Here is a 23,406-nt window from a genome sequence, read left to right as displayed (position 1 = left end):
AAATGGCTGCCTACGACGCGAAACTACGAGTCTGGCGCGGCGACCCCGCCGGCGGCGATCTGCAGGACTACACCGTCGAGGTCAACGACGGCGAGGTGGTGCTCGACATCATCCACCGCCTGCAGGCCACCCAGGCGGGTGATCTCGCCGTGCGCTGGAACTGCAAGGCGGGCAAGTGCGGGTCCTGCTCGGCCGAGATCAACGGCCGGCCCCGGCTGCTGTGCATGACGCGGATGTCGACGTTCGGCGAGGACGAGACCGTCACGGTGACACCGCTGCGGACCTTCCCCGTGATGCGCGACCTGGTCACCGACGTCTCCTTCAACTACGAGAAGGCCAGGGAGATCCCGTCGTTCACGCCGCCGAAGGACCTTCAGCCCGGCGAGTACCGCATGCAGCAGGAGGACGTGAACCGCAGCCAGGAGTTCCGCAAGTGCATCGAGTGCTTCCTGTGCCAGAACGTCTGCCACGTGGTGCGTGACCACGAGGAGAACAAAGAGGCGTTCTCCGGCCCGCGTTACCTGATGCGGCAGGCCGAGCTGGACATGCACCCACTGGACACTCTGGAGCGTCGGCCCGAGCAGGCGCAGGAAGAGAACGGCTTGGGCTACTGCAACATCACCAAGTGCTGCACCGAGGTGTGCCCCGAACACATCAAGATCACCGACAATGCGCTGATCCCGATGAAGGAGCGCGCCGCGGACCGTAAGTACGACCCCGTGGTGTGGCTGGGCAACAAGCTCTTTCGCCGGAAGTAACCGGTGTCCGACGAGCCGGCGGCCTCGGACGTCGTCATCCGCTCCACCGCGACTCAGAACAGCCGGGTCGTCGCGGGGTCGATCGCGACGACCGACAGTGCCGTGGTCGCCGGTTCGGTAGTCACTCAGAGCAGCGCCGTCGTCGCGGGATCGATCGCCACCGCGGGTAGCGCAGGCGTGGCGGGGTCGATCGCCACCGCGGGCAGCGCGGCTGTCGTACGGTCGATCGCGACGTCGGGCAGCGCCGCCGTCGCCGGGTCGATCGCCACCGCGGGCTGCGCCGCCATCGCCGGCTGCATCCTCACGGTGTTCTGCATCGTCTGCCGGGGCTGCCTGGCATGTCTGGGCTGCATGGACTGCACCAGGTGCCGGGCCTGCGTCGGCTGCATCAGCTGCGAGGACTGCATCGGCTGCGTGGGCTGCGTGAACTGCTCAGGCGTTCGTAGTGCCGTCGGCCTGCGCGACGTGCACGCCTGATCAGAGGCGAATCGGGCACGCGCACGGACGCCGACGGTGCAGAACCGCGCCGGATCCGCCGGGTGACCGCGTAGGTTCGGCGCATGGCGAACTCCCGCGGACTGTTGCTCAACCCGAACGACTTCGACCCCCAGCACCTCGACGCGCAGTCGCGGCGCCAACTGCGTGCCCTGATCGAGTGGTTCGAGGAGCGCGGAAAGGTGCGGCTGCTCCGCGACGACCTGGAGGCGACGTGGGTCGGCGACTTCCTGGACTTCGTCAAGCGCGAGCGGCTGTTCGCCACGTTCCTGACCCCGTCGGAGTTCGCCGACGGGGATGCCGACAAGCGTTGGGACACCTCGCGCAATGCCGTGCTCAGTGAGATCCTCGGTTTCTACGGGCTGGCCTACTGGTACGCCGAACAGGTCACGATCCTCGGTCTCGGACCGATCTGGCAGAGCGACAACGTCAAGGCCAAGGAGAAGGCGGCCGCGCAACTCGAGGCCGGCGGCGTGATGGCGTTCGGGCTGTCCGAACGCGAACACGGCGCCGACATCTACAACACCGACCTGCTACTCACGCCCGCGACCGATGCTGACAGCGAAGGTGTGGTCTTCCGGGCGTCGGGCGAGAAGTACTACATCGGCAACGGCAACGTGGCGGGCATGGTGTCGGTCTTCTCTCGCCGCACCGACATCGAAGGGGCGGACGGTTACGTATGGTTCGTCGCCGACAGCGGGCACGAGAACTATGAGCTCATCGACAACGTGGTGCACGGCCAGATGTTCGTGAGCAACTTCCGGCTCAACGACTACCCGGTCTACGAGGAGGACATCCTGTGCACCGGACCCGACGCCTTCTCCGCGGCGCTGAACACCGTCAACGTCGGAAAGTTCAATCTGTGCAGTGGCTCGATCGGGATGTGTGAGCACGCCTTCTACGAGGCGATCACCCATGCCAACAACCGCATCCTGTACGGCAACCCCGTCACCGACTTCCCGCACGTGCGCGCCAGCTTCGTCGACGCCTACGCCCGGGTGGTCGCGATGAAGTCGTTCAGCAACCGCGCCATCGACTACTTCCGCAGCGCCGGCCTCGAGGACCGGCGCTACCTGCTGTTCAACCCGGTCACGAAGTCCAAGGTCACCTCCGAGGGCGAGAAGGTCGTCACGCTGCTGTGGGATGTGCTGGCCGCCAAGGGTTTCGAGAAGAACACCTACTTCTGCGAGGTCGCCCGCCTGATCGGGGCGCTACCTCGGCTCGAAGGCACGGTGCATGTCAACGTGGCGCAGATCCTGAAGTTCATGCCGAACTACATGTTCAATCCGACGGACTACCCGCAGATCGGCACCCGCGACGATCCGGCCGACGACGTGTTCTTCTGGTCGCAGGGTCCGGCCCGCGGCGCGTCGAAGGTCCAGTTCGCGGATTGGGCTCCGGTCTACGAGAGGCACTCGGAGATCCCCAACGTCGCGCGCTTCTACGAGCAGGCGCTGGCGCTGAAGCAGTTACTGACGACGGCGGCGCCGGACACTGGTCAACAGGCCGACCTCGACTTCGTCCTCGTCGTGGGCCATTTGTTCACGCTGGTCGTCTACGGCCAGCTGATCCTCGAGCAGGCCGAGTTGACCGGTCTCGATCGTGATGTCGTGGACCAGATCTTCGACATCCAGGTGCGCGACTTCTCCGGGTACGCGGTCGCGCTGCACGGAAAGCCCAGCTCGACGCCCGCCCAACAGGAATGGGCGCTGGCTGCGGTGCGTAAGCCGGTTGCCGACGGCGCTCGCTTCGACCGGGTCTGGGAGCAGGTGCGATCCTACGACGGGGCCTACGAGATGCGCCCCTGAGCGGCGACGGTGGACGCACACCAAATCCGAAGGTCGGACACGGGTGTAGACGCGCCGGGCGGGGGTACGCTTCGGGAAGCAGCCAATCACCGAAGAAGGGCAGCACGCATGCTTCGAGAAACCAGAAGCGTCAACGACATTCGCACCGCGATCCGTGAGCTCAGCACTCGCGCCGACCTGGCCCGCAGCGAAGGCCGCAGCGCGGACGCCGCCGAACTCGATCAGCGGGTCAGGAACTACCGAGACGAGCTGGGCACCCGACCCTAGGCGTCGAGCCTGCGGAACGTGCTGCGGTGGAAAACGATCGGTGGCACGTCCGGATGCACGGTGATGTCACTGACCCGCAGAACCACGATGGTGTGATCTCCGGCCGGGATCGTCTGCTCGATCGCGCTCTCCAACCACACGCTGGTGCCGTGGATGAACACTGCACCGCGCTCGCTGGACGCCGTCTCCAGACCCGCGAACCGGTCACCTGTTTTGGCGGCCAGGGTGCGCGCGGCCGCGTCGTGTGACTCCCCGAGCACACTGATCCCCAGGTAAGGGACGTCTTTGAGGCGGGGCCACGTCGTCGACGTGTTCTGCACACAGAACGACACCAGCGGCGGGTCGAGTGACACCGGGACGAAAGTGCTGGCCGCCAGGCCGACGCGGACGCCGTCGATCTCCGCGGCGATCGCGATGACTCCGGCGGGGAAATGTCCGAACGCCTCCCGCAGGGACGACGGGCTGAGGTGGGTCGGGGAGCCGCTCATCACCATCCATCATCACACGCGGCCGTCGACGGCGGCCACGCCCCGGATGCGCCGATCAACCGGGTCGCGAGCGGTAACGTGTCGCCCATCATGTGGATCCCGCTCCTGGTGATGGCCGTTGCGGTCAGCCTGGAACCCTTCCGCATCGGTATGACGGTCCTGATGATCAACCGTCCTCGGCCGGCGCTTCAACTCCTCGCCTTCCTCGCGGGCGGCTTCGTCATGGGGACCACCGTCGGCGTGATCGTCCTGTTCATCCTTCGGCCGGCGCTGGGGTCCGCGCATTTCACGCTGCCCAGAGTTCAGATCGTGGTCGGCGCGGTGGTGCTGGTCAACGCAGCGCTGGTGGCCACGGGTCTGATGGGGCGGTTGCGTGGCACGCGTGCCGACGGGGCGCCGGACCGGTTCTCGGGACCGCTCACAACCCGCGCCAAGCAGCTTCTCGGCGGCCGGTCGCTGTGGACGGCGGGCGTCGCCGGCCTCGGCATCGCGCTGCCGTCGATCGACTACGTCGCGGCGCTGGCACTCATCGTCGCCTCCGGCGCCGCGGCCGCCACCCAGTTCGGCGCCCTGGTGCTGTTCAACGTGGTGGCGTTCGCGCTGGTGGAGATTCCGCTGCTGTGTTACCTGATGGCCCCCGAGCGCACCCGCGCGACGGTCATGGCGCTGCACGACTGGCTACGGTCGAACGGCCGACTGGGAGTGTCCGCGCTGTTGGCGGTGGTCGGCTGCGTGCTGCTCGGGGTGGGGTTCGCCGGTCTGTAGCAGCTGTCAGGGCTGCGGCTGATTGTTCAATACGTACTGAATCCCGGACAGCAGCTGCGACAGCGGATCGGCGTCGCCGCCGAACGCGGCCTGGGTGGCCGGTGCGGTGACCTCCGCGGGGTCGTAACCGTTGACCGGATCGACCGTGATCGGCGCGGTCAGCGGGTTGTCGTGCCGTGAGTAACCGGCGTCCACGTACGGCTTGAGCACCGCGTCGAGCTCGATCAGAGTTTCCTGCGGCACCCCGAGGTACTTGAACGGCAGCACCAGGGGAAGGTGCTCCTCGGGAATCATGAACGTCGTCGTCTTCGCGCCCCTGGAGTTGACGGTCGTCCGGATGTTCTGCGGCGGAACGTTGCTCGGTTCGGTGAACGCGACGGCGGTGTGACCGGTGGCCAGGCCCACGATCGCGTTGGCGACCGACATCCAGTTGTCCGGCCGGTCCGGCCAGTCGGCGATGCTGTCATAGGCCGAGATGAACTGGTAGGTGTCGTACTGGCTCTCCACCGGTGGCGGGATGCGGTAATCCAGTGACGGAACGACGCTGCCGACCGGGAACATCTGCGTCAGGAAGCTCTCACCGAAGGCGTGCCGCGCCACCGGGTCGCCGAACATCGCGAAGCTCAGCTGATCCGGCGGCGGGGCGGCCGGGTCGTAGGCGAGCCGTGCCTGCACGTCGTTGAGCACCATCGCGCCCTCGGACAACCCGATCGCGGTGCCCTGGCCACCCTCGCGGATCGCCGCGATGGTGTCCGGCGATCCGACGTCCACCGACTCGCCGACGCTCGGCCCGTCGATGCCGAGGCCGGGGAAGGAGTCGTCCAGCCGACCGATCCCGGGGAACAGCCGTTCCAGGGTGTGGCCCTGGACCTGGCCGGCGGGGTAGTCGACGATCTGCCGGTCCAGCCCCGGGAACCACTCCGCGCCGGTGCGCATGATGTATTCGTCGTACGGAATGCCCAGCACATGGGCACCGCCGAGCGCGTACGCCCTACCCGGGGTTCCCAGCGGCGGCGGGCCGTCGGTCGGGGCGCCGGGAGCCGGCGGGACCGCGGGTTCGTCGGCGGCGGCGATCCCGAGCCCGAAAACGCCTGCGGCGCCGAGGGTTGTCAGCACCGTCCCGAATGCGAGTAGTCGCCCCATCACCGCTCCCCGCCTGCTCGACTGCGCGCTCGTGTTGAGCCCGACCTTACTCCGTCGACCCTGCGGACACCGGTGGTCACCGACGCGCGGCGGCGCACTCTCAGGCGTCCAGTCGGGTGAACTGGTCCCGCCTGTACTGCTCTGCGCAGGCGGCGCGGCGGATCTTGCCGCTCGTGGTGGTGGGAATCGACCCGGGGGACACCAGAACGAGGTCCTCGACGTTGAGGCCGTGCGCATTGGATATCGCCGACGTGACGTCACTCTTGACGGCGCTGAGCCGGCGCATCGCCTCCTCGTCGAGCGCGGTCGGCTTCTTGAACTCGATGACGGTGACCAGCGTCTCGGTGCTCTTCACCGGAACCGATATCGCCGCGACCCGGCCTCCGGTGATTCCCTGAACCGTCGCCTCGATGTCCTCGGGGAGATGATTTCGGCCGCGGATGATGAGCAGGTCCTTGATACGGCCGACGATGAACAGCTCACCGTCGGAGATGAAACCCAGATCGCCGGTCCGCAGCCACGGCCCCTCAGGGGTGCCCGGTGCCGGATCGACGAGCGTGGCGCCGAAACACCGCTGCTCGTGCGGCGGTCTGTTCCAGTAACCGGAGGCGATGTTGTCACCGTGCACCCAGATCTCACCGACCAGGTCCGGCGCGCACAACCGGTGGGTGTCGGCATCGACGATCCGCACCATCGGCGACTGCGGCACGTCGTACCGCACGAGCGCCGTGGACTTGCCTGCCGCCGCGCCCCGCGCTGCTTCGCTCGGCCGGACCCGGCCGGCGCCCAGTTCTTCGACGTCGAAGCGCGCCGCCGGCGACGACTCGCTCCAGGTGCCGTCGGTGACGAAGACCGTCGCTTCGGCGAGCCCGTACGACGGGCGCAGCATGCGGTCACGAAAATTGAAGTGCGCAAACCGATCTGCGAAGCGCTCCAACGTGGCGGGCTCGACGCGCTCGGCGCCGTTGATGATGCCGTGCACCCCGCCGAGGTCGAGTCCGGCGAGGTCGCTGTCGGCGGTCTTGCGGGCGGCCAGGTCGAAGGCGAAGTTGGGCGCCGCTGAGAACGCGCGAGGATTCTCCGCAAGCGCCCGCATCCAGCGGGCCGGCTTCTCCAGGAACGCGACCGGGCTCATCAACGCCCCCGGATGGCCGCTGAGGATCGGGGCGCAGACACCCAGCACCAGACCCATGTCGTGGTAGAACGGCAGCCACGACACGAACGTGGCCTCGGCCGAGGGTCCGGCCTGCTCACCGGCGAAGAAGGTGCGCATCAGCTGCTCGAAATTCGCCTGGAGATTGTGGTGGGAGATCATCACCCCGGTCGGCATCCGGGTCGAGCCCGAGCTGTACTGCAGATACGCAGTGCCGGGGAAGTCGGCAGTCGCGAGGGGCGGTCCGTCGTCGGTGGGCACGGGGCCGTCCAGGTTCATCGAGTCGATCTCGACGATCTTCGGCGCGGTGTCCATCCGTGACTGATCGACGTAGTCGCCGACATCTTCGGCGACCGCGGAGGTGGTGAGCACCACCGAGGGCTTCGTGTCGGCGAAAACCGCACTCACCCGGTCGTGACTCGAGCCGCGATGCGGCAGCGGGAGCGGCACCGCGACGAACCCGGCCTGCATGGATCCCAGGAAGGCCAGGATGTACTCCATGCCCTGCGGGGCCAGGATCACCGCCCGGTCACCGACCGACCCGCGAAGACGGATCTCGCGCGCCACGTTCAGCGTTCGTCGTGACAGCTGCGACCACGTCACGCTCTCGGCGACACCGGCCGGGTCGCGGTCGTAGTCGGTGAACGTGAAGGCCACGTCGTCGGGTCGCAGGCTGGCACGCCCGTGCAGCATCGACAGAATCGATGACTGGGACATAGGCGTCACCTTGCGTCCATACTGACTCGCCGAATCCCCACTGCCGACCGCCCCGCTCCGTTTCGTAGTTTCACACAATCCCGTGTCACGCGCTGGCCACCTACTGGGTGCTTTCCGCCGGGGACACTCGCTGCTGCTCACCCATCCGTGACGGCCACCAGTTCGCCCGTCCGACCAGGGTCGCGATCGCGGGCACCGTGATGGTGCGGACCACGAAGGTGTCCAGCAGGATCCCCACACCGATCACAAAACCGCCCTGGACGACGGTGGTGATGCTGGAGAACAGCAGACCGCTCATGGAGGCGGCGAAGATCAGGCCCGCCGCGGTGATGACGCCCCCGGTCGACGTCAGCGTGCGGATGATGCCGTAACGCATGCCGTGCGGGGACTCGTCGCGCATTCGCGACACGAAGAGCATGTTGTAGTCGGCGCCCACTGCGACCAGGACCACGAACGCCAGCGGCGGCACACTCCAGTGCAGTTGTTGACCGAGGCCGTACTGGAACACCAGGACGGACAGACCGATCGCGGCGAAGTACGAAATCACCACGGAGGCAACCAGATAGAGCGGCGCGACGAGTGAACGTAGCAGCACCATCAGCGTCAACAGCACGACCGCGAGGGTGACGGCGATGATGAACCGGATGTCGCGTTCGTAGTAGTCGCGGGTGTCCCGCAGTGCCGCCGGGAACCCGCCCATCAGAATGGTCGCATCCGACAGGGCGGTGTTCGGTTGGGCGTCGCGGGCGGTGTTGCCGATGACATTGACCTGATCCATCGCCTCGGTGCTGAACGGATTGAGCTCGGTCTGAACCAGGTAGCGCACCGAGCGGCCATCCGGCGACATGAACGCCGCGGCCGCCAGCTTGAACTCCTCGAGTTCGAAGGCCTGGGCGGGAACGTTGAAGCCTGCCATCGACGGTCCCGACGCGTCGTTGCGCATCGTCATCAGGAACGACGAGGCCTCCCGGAGGCCGTCGCTCATCAGCTCGATCTGTTCGACGAGCAGATCCACTCCCCCGGCGACCTGCTCACTTCCGCTGGCGAGCTGGTCGGCGCCCTGCCGGAGATCGGTCAGGCCTGATTCGAGGCCGCCCGGCCTGTCCAGGCCCATGTCGGACACCGCAGCCGAGAACTGGGCGAGCGCACTGTTGAGTTGATTGACCGTTGCGGTGAGGGTCTGCCGGTCCTCGACTCCCTGCAACTCTCCGGCCAACTTGTTGATCTCGTCGACGCTCCCGTCCGCGCGTGCGGTCATCAACCGTTCGAACTGCAGCCGGGTGTCCCGGCACGACGGATTGGCGTCGCAGATCGCATTTCCCTGCAGCGCGGTCAGCACCGGGCCGATCCAGGCGAACATGTCCCTGACCGCCCCGAAGTTCAGGCCCATCGAGTTGCCGAGCCTGTTGACGCTGTCGACCAGCTTCGCGGCGGTCTCGACATCCCTGACGAGCCGGTCGCCGCCGTATTCGGTTCTCACCGAGGACAACGAGTTGATCAGACTCTGGATGGTGGGGGCGACCTCGTTGATCTGGGCGCGGACGTCGCCGAGGCTGTCGGCCAGGGTGTTGGCACCGGTGGCGAGCCGATCGAGGTCACTGCTGTTGTCGTCGATCTGGGCGGAGCCGGCCGCCAACCGGTCCCCGACGATGCCCGCCTGATAGGTCGCCCGGAACTCGGGCGGAACCTCCCCCAGGGGCCGGGTGACGCCGTTGACCATGGCGATGTTCGGCAGTTGGGTGATGCGTTGCGCCATCTGCTCCAGATCCGCGAGCCCGCGCGGGGTCCGCAGGTCGTGCGGTGACTGGACGAGGACGTAGACGGGGATCGCCTGGCTGACGTCGAAGTGTTTCTCCAGCGCGGCGTACCCGACCGAGCTCGGCGCCGACGGTCCCAGAGCTTTGCGATCGTCGTAGTTGAAGTTCGCCAAGCCTGCGCAGCCGGCGAGGATGACCAGCACGAGCAGGCTGGCCACCAGGTTGGTCTTCGGTCGCCGCACGATGCGGATCCCGGAGCGCCGCCAGAATCGGGCGGTGAGTTCCCGCCGCGGCTTGACCCAACCGCGTGGCCCGGCGATGACCAGGATCGCCGGCAGCAGCGTCATCGCGGCGAGGAATGCGACGGCGATGCCGATGCCGCACGACACCCCGATGGTGGAGAACACCCCCATCTCGGCGAAGCTGATCGCCAGGAAGGTCAGCCCCACCATCGCGGCGGACGCGGTGATCACCTTGCCGATGGAGACGAGGGCCCGCTTGACGGCCTCGTCGGAATCCGCACCGAGCCGCAGATAGTCGTGATAGCGGCTGATCAGGAACACCGCGTAGTCCGTCCCCGCGCCCGCGATCATCGCGCTCAGGAAGATGACGGACTGATTGGACACTCCCGCTCCGGTGAGCAGGGAGAATCCGGCCACCAGTGCCTGGGCGGTCACCAGTGAGATGCCGATCGCGGTCAACGGCAGCAGCATGGTGATCGGGTTGCGGTACACCACCAGCAGGACCAGGAGCACCATGATGGCGATCGCGAGTTCGATCGGCAGGCGGTCCTGTTCGCCCGCGACGGTGAGGTCGGCGACGGTGGCAGCGGGGCCGGTGAGATGCACCCTCAGACCGGATCCCGCGGTGTTGCGTTCGACGATGTCGACGACCCGGTTGTACGCATCGTGGGCCTGGGGGGTGCCGAGTTCGCCCGCGAGGCCGACCGGCAGCACCCACGTCGTCTTGTCCTCACTGGTCAGGAACGGCCGCAGCTGAGGCGTGCTGACGAAGTCCTGCACCATCACGACATCGGTGACGTCGTCGCGCAGTCGATCCACGAGCTTCCGATAGGCGACTTCGTCGGCCGGCCGCAGTCCGTTCTCGTTGATCAACGCCACCAGCAGCAGGTTCTCGGCGCCGGACTCGTCGAACGCCTCGGTCATCTGGCGGGCCGCGACACTCGACGGGGCGTCGCTGGGCAGGATCGCCAGCGGTTGCTTCAGCGCCATCTCGCCCAGGCTGGGCACCGACAGCGGCAGCGCGATCGCCACGGCGATCCAGACCCCGATCACCGCCCAGGGCCAGCGCACCACCCAATCGGCTAGCCGTTGCATACCGCTCCCACCCTCTGCTCCCCGCTACGCCACACGTCCCCAGTGCCCGCTGTCAGCAACCCGGACGGACACCGACTTCATCGCCTGCATGTACCGGGTGGCTGATTTCTTGGCGACCGGGTTGTCGGGATGCATGATCGCCATCACGGTGCCCTCCCCGTAACGGAAAATGTAAATCGTCAATTGATAGGAGAACCGGCCGTCAGGGTAGATCCCGATATTGTTCGCAAGGCCCATATCGGCCGCGGCGAGGACGGCGTTGAGCGGCGCGGCGCCACCGTGGAGGAAATTCGACACCGGGAAGTTCGGCCGCGGCCAGTTCAACCACGGCGCCAACTCGAGAACCCGGTAATACGGCACTTTGGCCATGTCCAGGCTCGAATCGAACGAAGCCTGCGCCGCCCATGCCGCATCACTGAAAGAGGTCGCCGCTATCGGCACGGTGATCGGGATCAAACCGGTGAACCAACCCTGCGTCATGAAATTGTCGCCGGCTTTGCGGGAATCCCGCGGAGTGAGACCGTAATACGTCAGAGCACCGGTGAATTCGTGCTCCACCAGACCGAGACAGGCGAACAGACCGCCGACGAACCGCGCCCCGGCAGCGGCGCACGCCGATTCGAAGCGCTCCGTCTGGGCCGTGTCCATCAGGACCTCGGAGGTCATGTCGCTGGCCGTCGACCCGTCCGGGTCACCGAGCGGAAGCGGGAACTCGGGAAAACCGTCACTGTTGTTCTCCGCGAGTTCGATCCACGCCCGGACCCCGGGCGAATCCAGGGTCAGCTCGGAGGTGTGCGCGCGCTCGCGGACACAGAAGTCGTCGAAGCTGCCGGCGTCGGGCAACGTGAGGGCCTGACCGGTCCCACTCAGCGCCGCATACATTCCGTTGGCTTCCAGCATCGTCGTGCCGATCAATGTCGCGTCCCCGTGGACGTGATCCATGGCCGCGAAGAATGTGAAGTCGTTCTCGTTCTGAACTATCCCGAATGTGAAGCAACCCCACTCCAGTGGATTCGGTATCGCCACGGCGTGCGCGCGTATTTCATCGACCGTCATCGTGCCCTGATCGACCGGAACGAATTCGATGTCGGCCGAATCGTCGAGGGCATGGCGGACGAACTCTCCGTCGCCGGTCTGCTCGAACCAACTGCGGAACGTGTCGTGCCGACGGAGATATGCATTGACGGCGTGATCCATGGCAGCGATATCGCATTGGCCGGGCACTTCACAGCTGGCGATGATCTGCCGGGAGAAATTCAGTCCCGCGGCGGTGCGCTGACAATAGTTGCGCAGATGCTGGTTCTGCATGTAGCTGACCGGCACCGAACTGACCGGCGCCCGCCGCGCCATTTCCCGAGCCTCGGGCGTCGGATGCCATGAGGTGACCGACCCCGGTTTCAGCGTCCATTCAGCAAGTGCGCCAACCGTGATCTTCCCGATTCGCAAGGCTTGGCCCTCCCCAGTCCTGCCCGATCTACCGGCTCCGATCCGGCGTCCCTCCTGGCGGGATCAACATACCCCCGGCGGGACCGCCGTTGCCCCGGCCATGGACAGCAACGCCGCGCATGAGCCGTCACAAACATGTCATAGTGACCGTCGACGCGTGATCCTGGCACGGGGGAGGACAGCCGCATGGTTTCCGTTGGTCCGGTCGAGCCGACACCTCGCTTTGCGGTCGTCGGCTACTCGGCGCGCTTCCCCGGCGCCCCGGATACCGACGAGTTCTGGAACCTGCTGCGCGACGGCCGCGACGCGATCTCGGAGGTCCCGCGGGACCGCTGGGACGCCGACGACTTCTTCGACTCCGAACCCGGTGTTCCCGGCAAGATCGTCACCCGCTGCGCGGGGTTCGTCGACGACGTGACCGGGTTCGACGCGCCGTTCTTCGGGATGTCGACGCGCGAGGTCAGGATGATGGACCCGCAGCATCGGCTTCTGCTGGAGACGGCCTGGCGCGCTGTCGAGCACTCGGGTACCGCACCGTCGGCACTGGCCGGCACCAACACCGGAGTGTTCGTCGGGTTGGCCACCCACGACTACCTGGGAATGGCATCGGACGAACTGGACTACCCCGAGATCGAGGCCTACACGGCGATCGGGACGTCCAACGCCGCAGCGGCGGGACGGATCAGCTTCCGGCTGGGGCTGCAGGGCCCCGCGGTCGCCGTCGACACGGCCTGCAGTTCATCGCTGGTGGCCATCCATCAGGCGTGCCAGGCGCTGCACCTCGGCGAATGTGACCTCGCGCTGGCCGGCGGTGTCAACGTCCTGCTCACGCCGGCGACGATGATCGCGTTCTCCAGCGCCCACATGCTCGCGGCGGACGGTCGGTGCAAGACGTTCGACGCGGCCGCGGACGGCTATGTGCGCGGCGAGGGGTGCGGTGTCATCGTCGTCAAACGCCTCGAGGACGCCGTCCGTGACGGTGACCGGATCCGCGCCGTGCTCCGCGGCAGCGCGATCAACCAGGATGGCGCCTCGGGTGGGTTGACGGTGCCCAACGGCGTTGCCCAGCAACGGGTCATCGCCGACGCGCTGCATCGATCCGGACTGCAACCCAGCGACATCGGCTATCTGGAGGCACACGGCACCGGAACGTCGCTGGGTGATCCGATCGAGGCCCAGGCCGCGGGCGCGGTGTACGGCGCGGGCCGCGAACCCGGCGATCCGCTGTTGATCGGCTCGGTCAAGACCAACATCGGACACCTGGAGGCAGCCGCGGGCATTGCGGGGATCATCAAGGTCATCCTGTCGCTGGAGAACGAACTGCTGCCGCAGCATCTCCACTTCCAGAACCCCTCGCCCCACATCCCCTGGGACCGACTTGCGGTGCAGGTCGTCAAGACCGCCACCGCGTGGGAGCGCAACGGTCGGCCGCGCATCGCGGGTGTCAGTTCGTTCGGATTCGCGGGGACGAACGCCCACGTCATCGTCGAAGAAGCGCCGGCAGCGCCCGCGTCCACCACTTCGGGCGAACAGCCGTCGGAGACGCGGTTCGACGTTCTGCCCCTCTCGGCGCGCACCCCCGCCGCCCTGGTCCGGGTCGCCGACCAGTACCGCACCTGGTTGAGTGCGCACCCGGAGGCCGACGTCACGGATGTGTGCTTCACCGCAGGCGTGGGTCGAGCACACCTGGAGCACCGGGCCGCGTTGGTCGTCGATTCGACGGAATCCGCGATCGAGTTGCTCGGCGCGCTCGCCGAGGACCGGCCGGTGCCGGGCCTGGTGCGCGGCGAGTCCCACGACACCCCGAAGACGGCGTGGCTGTTCACCGGTCAGGGCAGCCAGTACCCCGGTATGGCCCGCGAATTGTTCGACACCGAGCCGGTTTTCGCCGAGACCCTGACTCGCTGCGCGGCTGTGGTCGCCGACGTTCTCGGCAAGCCTCTGCTGGACGTGATCTTCGATGCGGACAGCCCCGACACCCTGCAGCAGACCTCGTATGCCCAGCCCGCCCTGTTCGCGGTGGAGATGGGCCTGGCGCGCCTCTGGCAGTCCTGGGGCCTCGAACCCGATGTGGTGCTGGGTCACAGCGTCGGCCAGTACTCAGCGGCCTGCGTGGCCGGTGTGTTCGGTCTCGAGGACGGCGCGCTGCTGATGGCCGAACGCGGGCGCCTCTTCGGCAGCCTGCCCGCCGGCGGCCGGATGGTTGCGGTGTTCACCGCCGCCGAGCGGGTCGAGAGCCTCATCGACGAGTACCCGAGCCTGTCGGTGGCCGCCTACAACGGCGCCAGCACCGTGTTGTCCGGACCCGCCGAGCAGCTGGAGAAGGCGGTGGCCACGCTGGCGGCCGACGGCACCCGGTGTGACTGGCTGGACACCAGCCACGCATTCCATTCGTCGCTGCTCGACCCGATTCTCGACGAATTCGAATCGTACACAGAGCGTTTCACGTTCAACACGCCGCAGCGCATCCTGGTCGACAACCGCACCGGCGCCGCGCTGGGCAGGAGCGTGAAGCTCGATGGCGCCTACTGGCGCCGCCACGCACGCCAACCGGTGGAGTTCGCCAAGAGCGTGCGCACCCTCGCCGATCTGAACTGCAGACTGCTGCTCGAGATCGGCCCGCGACCGGTGCTCACCGCCGCCGCCCTCGCGGCATGGCCCGACCCCGCCACCGCACCGCGGGTGATCACGTCGCTCCGCCGAAATGCCGGCGACCACCGCCAGATCACCGAAGCCGTCGCCGACGCCTACGTTCTGGGCCACGTCCCCGACTTCGCCGCTTTCCGGCACGGGCACGCGCGGAAACTCGACCTGCCCACCTACCCGTTCGAGCACCGCGAGTACTGGTTCCGCGACAATCGTGATCCCGATGGGCATGACGCACAACAACTTCCGACGGCCCGCACCCAGGCTGTCCGCCTCCTCGAGGACGGCCGGATCGAGGAACTCGCGGCCCTGCTCGGCGGTGGCGCCGAACATCAGACCATCGACGTGCTGACCAAGCTTGCGGCACAACACAACCGACAGCGGTCACATCAGTCCATCGCCGATGACCGCTACGAGATCCGCTGGGAGAAGTCCACTGCGCCGATCTCCATACCGGCGAGCGGCGAGGTGTCCGACTGGATCCTCATCGGCGATGCCACCGAAGCAGTCCAGCCACTGGTGGACACGCTGACCGCACGCGGCCATCGCCACCGGGTCCTGGGCCTGCCCGCATCCGACGCCGAGGAGGAGCAACTCACCGAGACGTTGCGGGCGGCGGCAGCCGACGATCCGATGCTGCGCATCGTGCACGTCGCGGCGCTCGGCACCGCCCCCGGCTCGACAGCCTCGATGCGGTCGCTGCTGCGGATGCAACATGAGATCCTCGGCGGAACGCGCCGACTGTTCCGGGCTGCGGTCACCGCCGAGTTGCGCAGGCCCATCTGGCTGGTGACCCGCGCCGCGCAGCGGGTCGTCGGCGCCGACTCCGTGGCCCCGGATCAGAGCTGCCTGTGGGGATTCGGACGTGCGGCGGCACTGGAATGCCCGCAGGTGTGGGGCGGACTGGTCGATCTGGAGCCCGGGGCGAGCGAAGCGACGGGAGATGTCACCGGGGCGGACGACTGGTCTCTGCTCGTCAACCGGATCACGACGGCGCACGAGTCGGCCCTCCGGGAAGACCAGATCGCACTGCGCGAGCACGGTGTTTTTGTGCCGAGGCTGGTACGTCACGCCACCCAGCCGAGCGGTGACAACTTGGCATTGCGTTCTGATGCAAGCTATCTGGTCACCGGTGGACTCGGTTCGCTGGGGCTGGAGATCGCCGGACACCTGGCGGCGCACGGCGCCGGGCATCTGGTGCTGACCGGCCGCCGCGGACCCAGCGATGCCGCGCAACAACAGATCGATGAGCTGAGCGAGCGCCACGGCTGCGAGATCCGCGTCGTCGCCGCCGATGTCGCCGATGCGCACGACGTCGCACGCCTGCTGAGCACCCTGCGGGCCGAGTCCCCGCCGTTGGCCGGCATCGTGCACGCCGCGGGCGAGATCGGAACCACCCCGCTGAGCACCCTGGACGACGCCGAAGTGGACCGCGTGTTCGCCGGGAAGGTCTGGGGTGCCTGGCATTTGAGCGAGGCCGCAGCCGACCTCGACCTCGACTTCTTCCTCAGCACCTCCTCGATCGCCTCGGTGTGGGGCGGATTCGGCCAGACCGCGTACGGCGCAGCGAACGCCTTCCTCGACGGGCTGGCCTGGCGTCTACGCGACCAGGGCATCCCCGGGACCAGCGTCAACTTCGGCCCCTGGTCGGCGGGCATGGCGGATGCGGAATCGCGCGCGCGGCTGGAACAACGCGGCGTCCGGACCTTGTCGCCCGCCGATGCGCTCGCAGGTCTGTCCGAGGTCCTGTCGGGTTCGTCGCCACAGGGTGTGGTCGCGCGGATCGACTGGACCCGCTTCCTGCCGCTCTATCAGCAGGCGGGCAGACGCGCGTTCCTGGCGGAGCTGGAACGCGAGGTGCCCTCCCAGGTGGCGGTGGCGACGCCGTCCGGCAGGACCCCGCTGGTCGAGCGGCTCACAGGCGCCCCGGTGCAGCAGCGCAGGAAGCTGCTGACCGACTACCTGCGCGACGCGGTCGCACAGGTGACGCGTGTCGACGCCGCGGAGATCCGTGAGGACGCGGGGTTCTTCGACCTCGGCATGGATTCCCTGATGGCAGTCGAACTGCGCCAACACATCCAACAGAGCGTGGGCAAGGAGATTCCGGCCACGCTGGCGATGGATCACCCCCGCCTGTCCGATGTCGCCGACTACCTGCTCGACGAGGTGCTCGGCCTCAGCGAGCAGGCATCCGTCGGGGCGCGGCCCACGGTGACCTCCACGGTGACCACACCCTCCGACGAGCCCATAGCGATCGTCGCGGTGTCGTGCCGTTTCCCCGGCGCTCCCGATCCGGAAGCGTTCTGGGAGGTGCTCTCCGGTGGTGTCGACGCGATCCGCGAGATCCCGGAAGACCGGTTCGACATCGACGAGTTCTACGACCCGGACCCCGACGCCCCGGGCAAGATCTACAGCCGCTTCGGCGGCTTCCTCGAGGGAATCGACGGATTCGACCCGGAGTTCTTCGGCATCTCACCGCGGGAGGCGGTGTGGATCGAGCCGCAGCAGCGGCTGATGCTCGAAACCGTCTGGGAGGGCCTCGAGAGGGCCGGCCTGTCCCCCGCGGCACTGCGCGGCAGCCGAACCGGCGTCTTCGTCGGCGTGGCCGCCAACGAGTACGCGCACCTGCTGTCCGCTGAGTCGGTCGACAAGATCCAGCCCCATTTCATCACCGGCAATGCGCTCAACGCCATCTCCGGTCGGGTGGCGTTCGCGCTCGGCCTCGAAGGACCGGCGGTGGCGGTCGACACCGCGTGCAGTTCCTCGCTGGTGGCAGTCCATCAGGCCGTTCAGGCCCTGCATTCCGGCGACTGCGATCTGGCGGTGGCCGGCGGTGTGAACGTCCTGCTGAGCCCGATCACCGTCATCGCGGCCTCACGCGCCCGGATGCTCTCGCCGGTGGGCCGATGCAAGACCTTCGACGCGTCGGCCGACGGCTACGTGCGCAGTGAAGGCTGCGGGATTCTTGTGCTCAAGAGGCTGAGCGACGCGCAGCGTGACGGCGACCGGATCTGCGCCGTCGTCCGCAGCAGCGCGGTGAACCAGGACGGTGCCTCCAGTGGATTGACGGTCCCCAATGGCGGCGCACAGCAACGCCTCATCGCCACCGCTCTGACCCGCGCCGGGTTGACCGGCGGCGACGTCGACTACCTCGAGGCGCACGGGACCGGCACCCCGCTGGGTGATCCGATCGAGGTCCAGGCGGCCGGGGCCGTTTACGGTGCCGGGCGCGACGCGGACCGGCCGTTGCTGATGGGGTCGGCGAAAACGAACATCGGCCATCTCGAATCCGCTTCCGGCGCAGCAGGTCTGATCAAGGTGGTGCTGTCTCTGCAGCACGAGATGCTGCCGCAGAGTCTGCACTTCGACACACCGTCGCCCCACATCCCGTGGGACTCGTTGCCGGTGCAGGTCGTCGACAAGCCCAGAGCGTGGCAGACGAACGGCCGACCGCGGCGCGCCGGGGTGAGTTCCTTCGGGTTCACCGGCACGAATGCGCACGTGCTGATCGAGGAGGCGCCACCGCAACCTGTGGTGAACGGCGAAGAACCGGTGGAGGCCACCACGCCCGGGTCGGACATCGGCGAAGGCCCGGTGAATGTCCTTCCGCTGTCCGCACGGTCACCGGAAGCACTGGTGGCGCTGGCGAAACGTTATGACGCCTGGTTGGGCTCGCACCCGGACATCGACCTCGCCGAGGTGTGCCTGACGGCCGGGACGGGGCGTTCGCACTTCGAGCATCGGGCTGCGCTGGTCGTGGATTCGGTGCGGGGCGCCCGCGAGGGCCTGGCCGAGCTGGCCGAGAACCGGTTGCGCCCCGGGGTGGTCCGTGGCGAGCACCTCAACCGGCCGACGACTGCGTGGCTGTTCACCGGTCAGGGCAGCCAGTATCCAGGGATGGCGCGCGAGTTGTTCGACGCCGAGCCGGTTTTCGCCGACACGGTGACGCGCTGCGCGGACGCCGTCAGCCACATCGTGGCGCGGCCGTTGCTGGAGGTCCTGTTCGCCGACCATCGTCAGAGCGCGGGCGCAGCGGGAGAAACCCTGCGCCACACCTCGTTTGCGCAGCCGGCGCTCTTTGCCGTAGAGATGGGCCTGGCCCGACTGTGGCAGTCCTGGGGCATCGAACCCGACGTGGTACTCGGCCACAGTGTGGGCCAGTACGCCGCGGCCTGTGTGGCGGGGGTCTTCAGCCTCGAGGACGGCGCCCGACTGATAGCCGAACGCGGCCGGATGTTCGGGAGCCTGCCCGGCGGCGGGCGGATGACAGCGGTGTTCGCCGACGCCAAACACGTCGAGGAGATCGCCGGCGAGTTCCCGCGGGTGTCGGTGGCCGCCTACAACGGACCCAACACCGTGCTCTCGGGTCCGGGCGAGGATCTCGAGCAGATCAGCGCCCGGTTCGCCGACGAGGGGGTCCGCTGCACCTGGCTGCAGACCAGCCACGCGTTCCACTCGGAGCTGCTGGATCCGGTGCTCGGCGAATTCGAGTCGTACGCAGCACAATTGCCGTTCTCCGCCCCGACACTGCCGTTGGTCTGCAATCGCACCGGCACGGTGCTGACCGCCCAAACCCCGCTCGACGCTGCCTACTGGCGGCGTCATTCCCGCCAACCGGTGCAGTTCGCCGAAAGCGTGCGCACCGTCGCGGCCCTGGGATGCTCGGTGTTGATGGAGATCGGTCCGCAACCGGTGCTCACCGGGGCCGCGGTACAGGTCTGGCCCGAACACCTGGCGGCACCACGGGCGGTCGTCTCGCTGCGCAAGGGTGTCGGCGACCGGCGCCAGATCGCCGACGCGCTGGCAGCGGCCTACGTCAGCGGCCTGCGGCCCGATTTTGCTGCGCTGCAGCACCAACCGCGCCGCGCCCTCGAACTGCCCACCTATCCGTTCCAGCGCCGCCGGTTCTGGCCGAAGGCGTCGAGCATCGCCGTCGACGGTCCTGCCGTCTCCGGAATTCTCGGCAACGCGAAGGACCTCGCCTCGGGCGACTCCGTGTACACCAGCAGGTTGTCCGTCAAATCCCAGCCGTGGCTCTGCGACCACGTCATCTACGGCACCGTCGTGGTGCCCGGTGCGACGTACGCGGCGATGGCATTGGCTGCGGTCGGACCTCCGGCGCGGGTGAAGGATGTCTTCTTCTACGAGCCGATCATCCTGCCCGAGAAGAGCTCTCGGGAGGTGCAGCTGACGCTGCATCCGCTGGAAGCCAGCGGCGAGTGGAAGTTCACGGTGCACAGTCGCCCGTACGGGGTGCGCGACGCCGACTGGTCGTTGAACGCCGACGGCACCGTCATCGCCGGCGCGGCTGACGACACCGGTGCCACCGACGGCACCCAGGGATCGGCATCCGAACCCGTCGAAGCTGTCGACGAGACCATCGAGCGGCTGAACCGCATGCGGCCGCAGGAGCTGTTCGAGACCTTCGCCGACATGGAGCTGGCGTGGGGGCCGACCTGGTCGGGTTCCCTGAAATCCCTGTGGCTCGGTGAGGGTGAGGCGATCGGCGACATCCTCGTCGGCGAAGAACTCGCCGAGCAGCTCGGAACCGAGCCCATGCACCCGGTGCTCATGGACCTGTGCACCGGTGTCGCATTCCCGGCGTTCCCGGCGCTTCTCGCGGCCGAGCAGGGCGTGGAGGATCTGTTCCTACCCCTGCGCTACGGGCAGGTGATGCTGCGCGAGAAGATGCCGCGAAGGTTCTACTGCCGCGCGAAGTGGCACCCCAGCGACCTCGACAGCGAAACCCAGGTCTTCGATCTCGATTTTGTCGATCGGGACGGTCGCCACCTGGGCGGGATCAGCGAGTTCACAGTCAAGCGCGCGCCTCGCGAGGCACTGCTGCGGGGACTCGGCGGCGATGCCACCCGATTGCTCTACACCCTCGGCTGGCACGAGGTGGCGCCGCCCGCCCCCGCGGAGAGCGGGGCCGGCGCCTCTCCGGGCGGCACCTGGCTGATTGCCGGGTTCGACGAACTGGCCGCCGTTGTGCCGGGCTGCATCCCGCTGGACCGGGCGATGAATCCCGAAACCCTGGGACAGCTGCTGGTACAGGCCCACGAGCGCGGGATGCCGTTCTCCGGCGTCGTGTGGCGCAGTGCCGCAGCGGCCCCGGACGAGTCCGGCACAGCTGCGGCCGAGCGCCTCGAGACCGAGATCGCCCACCTGCTCAGCGCGGTCCACACCGTGCAACGTGGCTCCCCGGGCGGCAGCGTCACACTTCCGCACGGCCTCTGGATCGTCACCGACGGGGCCGTGGCCACCGAGTCCGGCGAACCGGTCGATCCGGTGCAGGCAGCGCTGTGGGGGTTCGGGCGGACCACGATCAACGAGGAACCCGCGCTTCGCTGCAGACTGGTCGACAGCGACAACTCGGCGGAGGCGGTGCGCGCACTGACCAGCCTGTTGGCCGCGCCGATCGACGAACCGGAACTCGCTCTGCGACAGGGCAAGCTGCTCGCCTCGCGGTTACTGCCGTGGGCGCGCAGTGGTCACCTCACGGTGCCGCGTTCCACCGACTACGTACTGGCGCCCACCGAGCGCGGCGCCATCGACAACCTGCGTTTGACCGAGGCCGACGTGCCGGCTCCCGCCGAGGGGTACGTGCAGGTCCGGGTCGAGGCCGCAGGCCTCAACTTCCGGGATGTGCTCAACGTCCTCGGTCTCTACCCGGGCGACCCCGGACCGATCGGCGGAGACTTCGCAGGGGTCGTCACCCAGTTGGGTGGCGACGTCAGCGGATTCGAGGTCGGCCAGCGCGTGTACGGCTTCATGCAGGGGGCCTTCTCCAGCCGATTCAATGTGCCTGCCCAGTTGGTCGCGCCGGTGCCTGACGGGCTGAGCCCCGTCTCGGCGGCCACCATTCCCGCCGCCGCGCTGACCGCCAGACTGGCGTTCGACTGGGCGCAGTTGCAGCCCGGCGACCGTGTCCTCATCCATGCCGCCAGCGGCGGCGTGGGACTGGCCGCGATCCAGATGGCTCAGCAGCACGGGGCCACCGTCTTCGCGACCGCCAGCACCTACAAGCGCGCAACGCTACGCAGAATGGGCGTGAAGTACGTTTACGACTCTCGCACTACGGATTTCGCCGACGAGATCCTCAACGACACCGACGGTGAGGGCGTCGATGTGGTGCTCAACAGCCTCACCAACGAGGGGTTCCTCGAGGCAACCGTGCGAGCCACCGCCCGCAATGGTCGCTTCGCCGAGATCGCCAAGCGCGACATCTGGACACCCGAGCAGATGGCAGCCGCGCGCCCGGACATCCAGTACGAGATCGTCGCCCTGGACGTCACCACCCTGCAGCACCCCGAGCACATCAAACGGCTGCTGACCGAGGTGTCGGACGGCATGGCGCGCGGCGAGTGGGAGGCGCTGCCGGCGGAGATCTACCCCCTGACGGAGGCCAGGGCCGCGTTCCGCCGCATGCAGCAGGCGCGCCACATCGGGAAAATCGTTCTGCAGATTCCGAATCCGCTCACTCCCCGCGGCGATCGGAGCTATCTGATCACCGGAGGACTCGGTGCCATCGGCCTGCACACGGCGGCACATCTGGCCCAACTCGGTGCCGGCGACATCGTGCTGGCCGGCCGGCGCGCGCCCGACGCGCACGCACAACAGGTGATCGACGACCTAACCGAGCGCTACCGGTGCCGAATCCATGTCTTCGCCGCCGATGTCGGCAACGAATCCGAGGTCGCGTCTCTGCTGGGGCAGATCCGCGCGGAACGTCCGCCGCTTGCCGGGGTGGTGCACCTGGCGGGCGTGCTCGACGACGGGTTGCTGTCTCAGCTGACCCCTGAGCGCTTCCGAACGACATTGGCGCCCAAGGCATTCGGTGCAAGTCACTTGGACCGGTTGACCAGGGACGACGATCTGGACTTCTTCATCGTGTCCTCATCGGTGGCCAGCATGTTCGGGTCACCCGGTCAGGCCAACTACGCGACCGCCAATGCGCTGCTCGACGGGCTGGTCGCACAGAGGAGAGCCCACGGCCTGCCGGCCACCGGGGTCAACTTCGGCCCGTGGGCCCAGGGTGGCATGGCCTCCTCGGAAGCCGCGAGCGCGAACATCGGTGCCCAGGGCCTGATTCCGCTAGAACCGTCGGCAGCGCTGGGCGCTCTGGCCGAGGTCGTGGCCAATGGCACCGGCCAGGCAACCGTCATCAAGGCCAACTGGCAGCGCGCCGCCAAGGTGCTGGGCAGTTCGCGTCCACCGATTCTCGACCTCGTGTTGCCGAGCGCCGTCGGCGAGGTCACCGGTGACAGTGAGTTGCTCAAGCAACTGCAGGAGATTCCAGTGCCCCAGCGCGCTGGTTTTGTCACCGAGTTCCTGCAGCGCGAGGTGCAGAACTTCCTGCGACTGGCCCAACCGCCCGCCGCATCCAGTCGGTTCCTCGATCTGGGGACCGACTCGTTGATGGCGATCGAACTCCGCAACCGCTTGCACACCCAGTTCGGTGGCGCGTTCACGATCAATGCCACCGCCGTGTTCGACTATCCGACCATCGGCGGGCTCGCCGATTACCTCGTCGGACAGCTACCAGAATCCGAACCGCAGGCGCAGGCGGCGCCCACGGGCGAGCCAGTCACGCCCGAGACGGTGGTCGGGGCCGTCACCGAATAGC

11 protein-coding genes are annotated in these 23,406 nt (G+C 67.7%); 6 read left to right on the top strand and 5 right to left on the bottom strand.

All coding sequences use genetic code 11. The features are described 5' to 3' along the window. Nucleotides 1-2 precede the first annotated feature (2 nt). From ABDC78_RS01815 to ABDC78_RS01800, 4 genes are all read left to right on the top strand, one after another. Complete coding sequence (locus ABDC78_RS01815) at nt 3-758, top strand: succinate dehydrogenase/fumarate reductase iron-sulfur subunit (protein ID WP_178356772.1); 756 nt, start codon at nt 3-5, stop codon at nt 756-758. A 102-nt stretch (nt 759-860) separates the two neighbouring features. Continuing rightward, nucleotides 861-1,235, top strand: coding sequence for a hypothetical protein (locus ABDC78_RS01810; RefSeq protein ID WP_347133556.1), 375 nt, complete (start codon nt 861-863; stop codon nt 1,233-1,235). Between the two features lie 83 nt (nt 1,236-1,318). Next, nucleotides 1,319-3,061 carry an acyl-CoA dehydrogenase family protein gene (locus ABDC78_RS01805; protein WP_178356774.1) on the top strand — a complete coding sequence of 581 codons (1,743 nt, stop codon included), beginning with the start codon at nt 1,319-1,321 and terminating at the stop codon, nt 3,059-3,061. A gap of 108 nt (nt 3,062-3,169) precedes the next feature. Then, a complete protein-coding gene (locus ABDC78_RS01800) occupies nt 3,170-3,328 on the top strand; it encodes a hypothetical protein (protein WP_178356775.1) in 159 nt (52 codons plus the stop codon). On the opposite strand, the gene ABDC78_RS01795 is transcribed toward ABDC78_RS01800, so the two are convergent. Further along, nucleotides 3,325-3,816, bottom strand: coding sequence for a flavin reductase family protein (locus ABDC78_RS01795; RefSeq protein WP_178356776.1), 492 nt, complete (start codon nt 3,814-3,816; stop codon nt 3,325-3,327). The genes ABDC78_RS01800 and ABDC78_RS01795 overlap by 4 nt on opposite strands. Nucleotides 3,817-3,906: 90 nt before the next feature. On the opposite strand from ABDC78_RS01795, the gene ABDC78_RS01790 reads away from it, so the two are divergent. Further along, nucleotides 3,907-4,581: a GAP family protein gene (locus tag ABDC78_RS01790; RefSeq protein WP_178356777.1), complete on the top strand. Its 675-nt coding sequence runs from the start codon at nt 3,907-3,909 to the stop codon at nt 4,579-4,581. A 6-nt stretch (nt 4,582-4,587) separates the two neighbouring features. Here the strand turns inward: ABDC78_RS01790 and pe are convergent, their stop codons facing one another. The 4 genes from pe to ABDC78_RS01770 all read right to left on the bottom strand — a co-directional run bounded on the left by pe (nt 4,588) and on the right by ABDC78_RS01770 (nt 12,134). Next, nucleotides 4,588-5,724, bottom strand: coding sequence for an acyltransferase PE (gene pe, locus ABDC78_RS01785; RefSeq protein WP_178356778.1), 1,137 nt, complete (start codon nt 5,722-5,724; stop codon nt 4,588-4,590). Nucleotides 5,725-5,824: 100 nt separating this feature from the next. Continuing rightward, on the bottom strand, nt 5,825-7,594 hold the full coding sequence (locus ABDC78_RS01780) for an AMP-binding protein (RefSeq protein WP_178356779.1): 1,770 nt from the start codon (nt 7,592-7,594) through the stop codon (nt 5,825-5,827). Nucleotides 7,595-7,694: 100 nt separating this feature from the next. Then, nucleotides 7,695-10,688, bottom strand: coding sequence for an RND family transporter (locus ABDC78_RS01775; protein WP_218620189.1), 2,994 nt, complete (start codon nt 10,686-10,688; stop codon nt 7,695-7,697). 24 nt (nt 10,689-10,712) lie between these two features. Next, a complete protein-coding gene (locus ABDC78_RS01770) occupies nt 10,713-12,134 on the bottom strand; it encodes a condensation domain-containing protein (RefSeq protein WP_178356780.1) in 1,422 nt (473 codons plus the stop codon). A 186-nt stretch (nt 12,135-12,320) separates the two neighbouring features. On the opposite strand from ABDC78_RS01770, the gene ABDC78_RS01765 reads away from it, so the two are divergent. Beyond that, nucleotides 12,321-23,405, top strand: coding sequence for a type I polyketide synthase (locus ABDC78_RS01765; protein WP_178356781.1), 11,085 nt, complete (start codon nt 12,321-12,323; stop codon nt 23,403-23,405). Nucleotide 23,406: the final 1 nt, after the last annotated feature.

This window comes from Mycobacterium sp. DL (genome assembly GCF_039729195.1).
Taxonomy (GTDB): Bacteria; Actinomycetota; Actinomycetes; order Mycobacteriales; family Mycobacteriaceae; genus Mycobacterium; species Mycobacterium hippocampi_A.
Note: the sequence above shows the minus strand (reverse complement) of the source record. Positions and strands in the feature narration are given on the sequence as shown.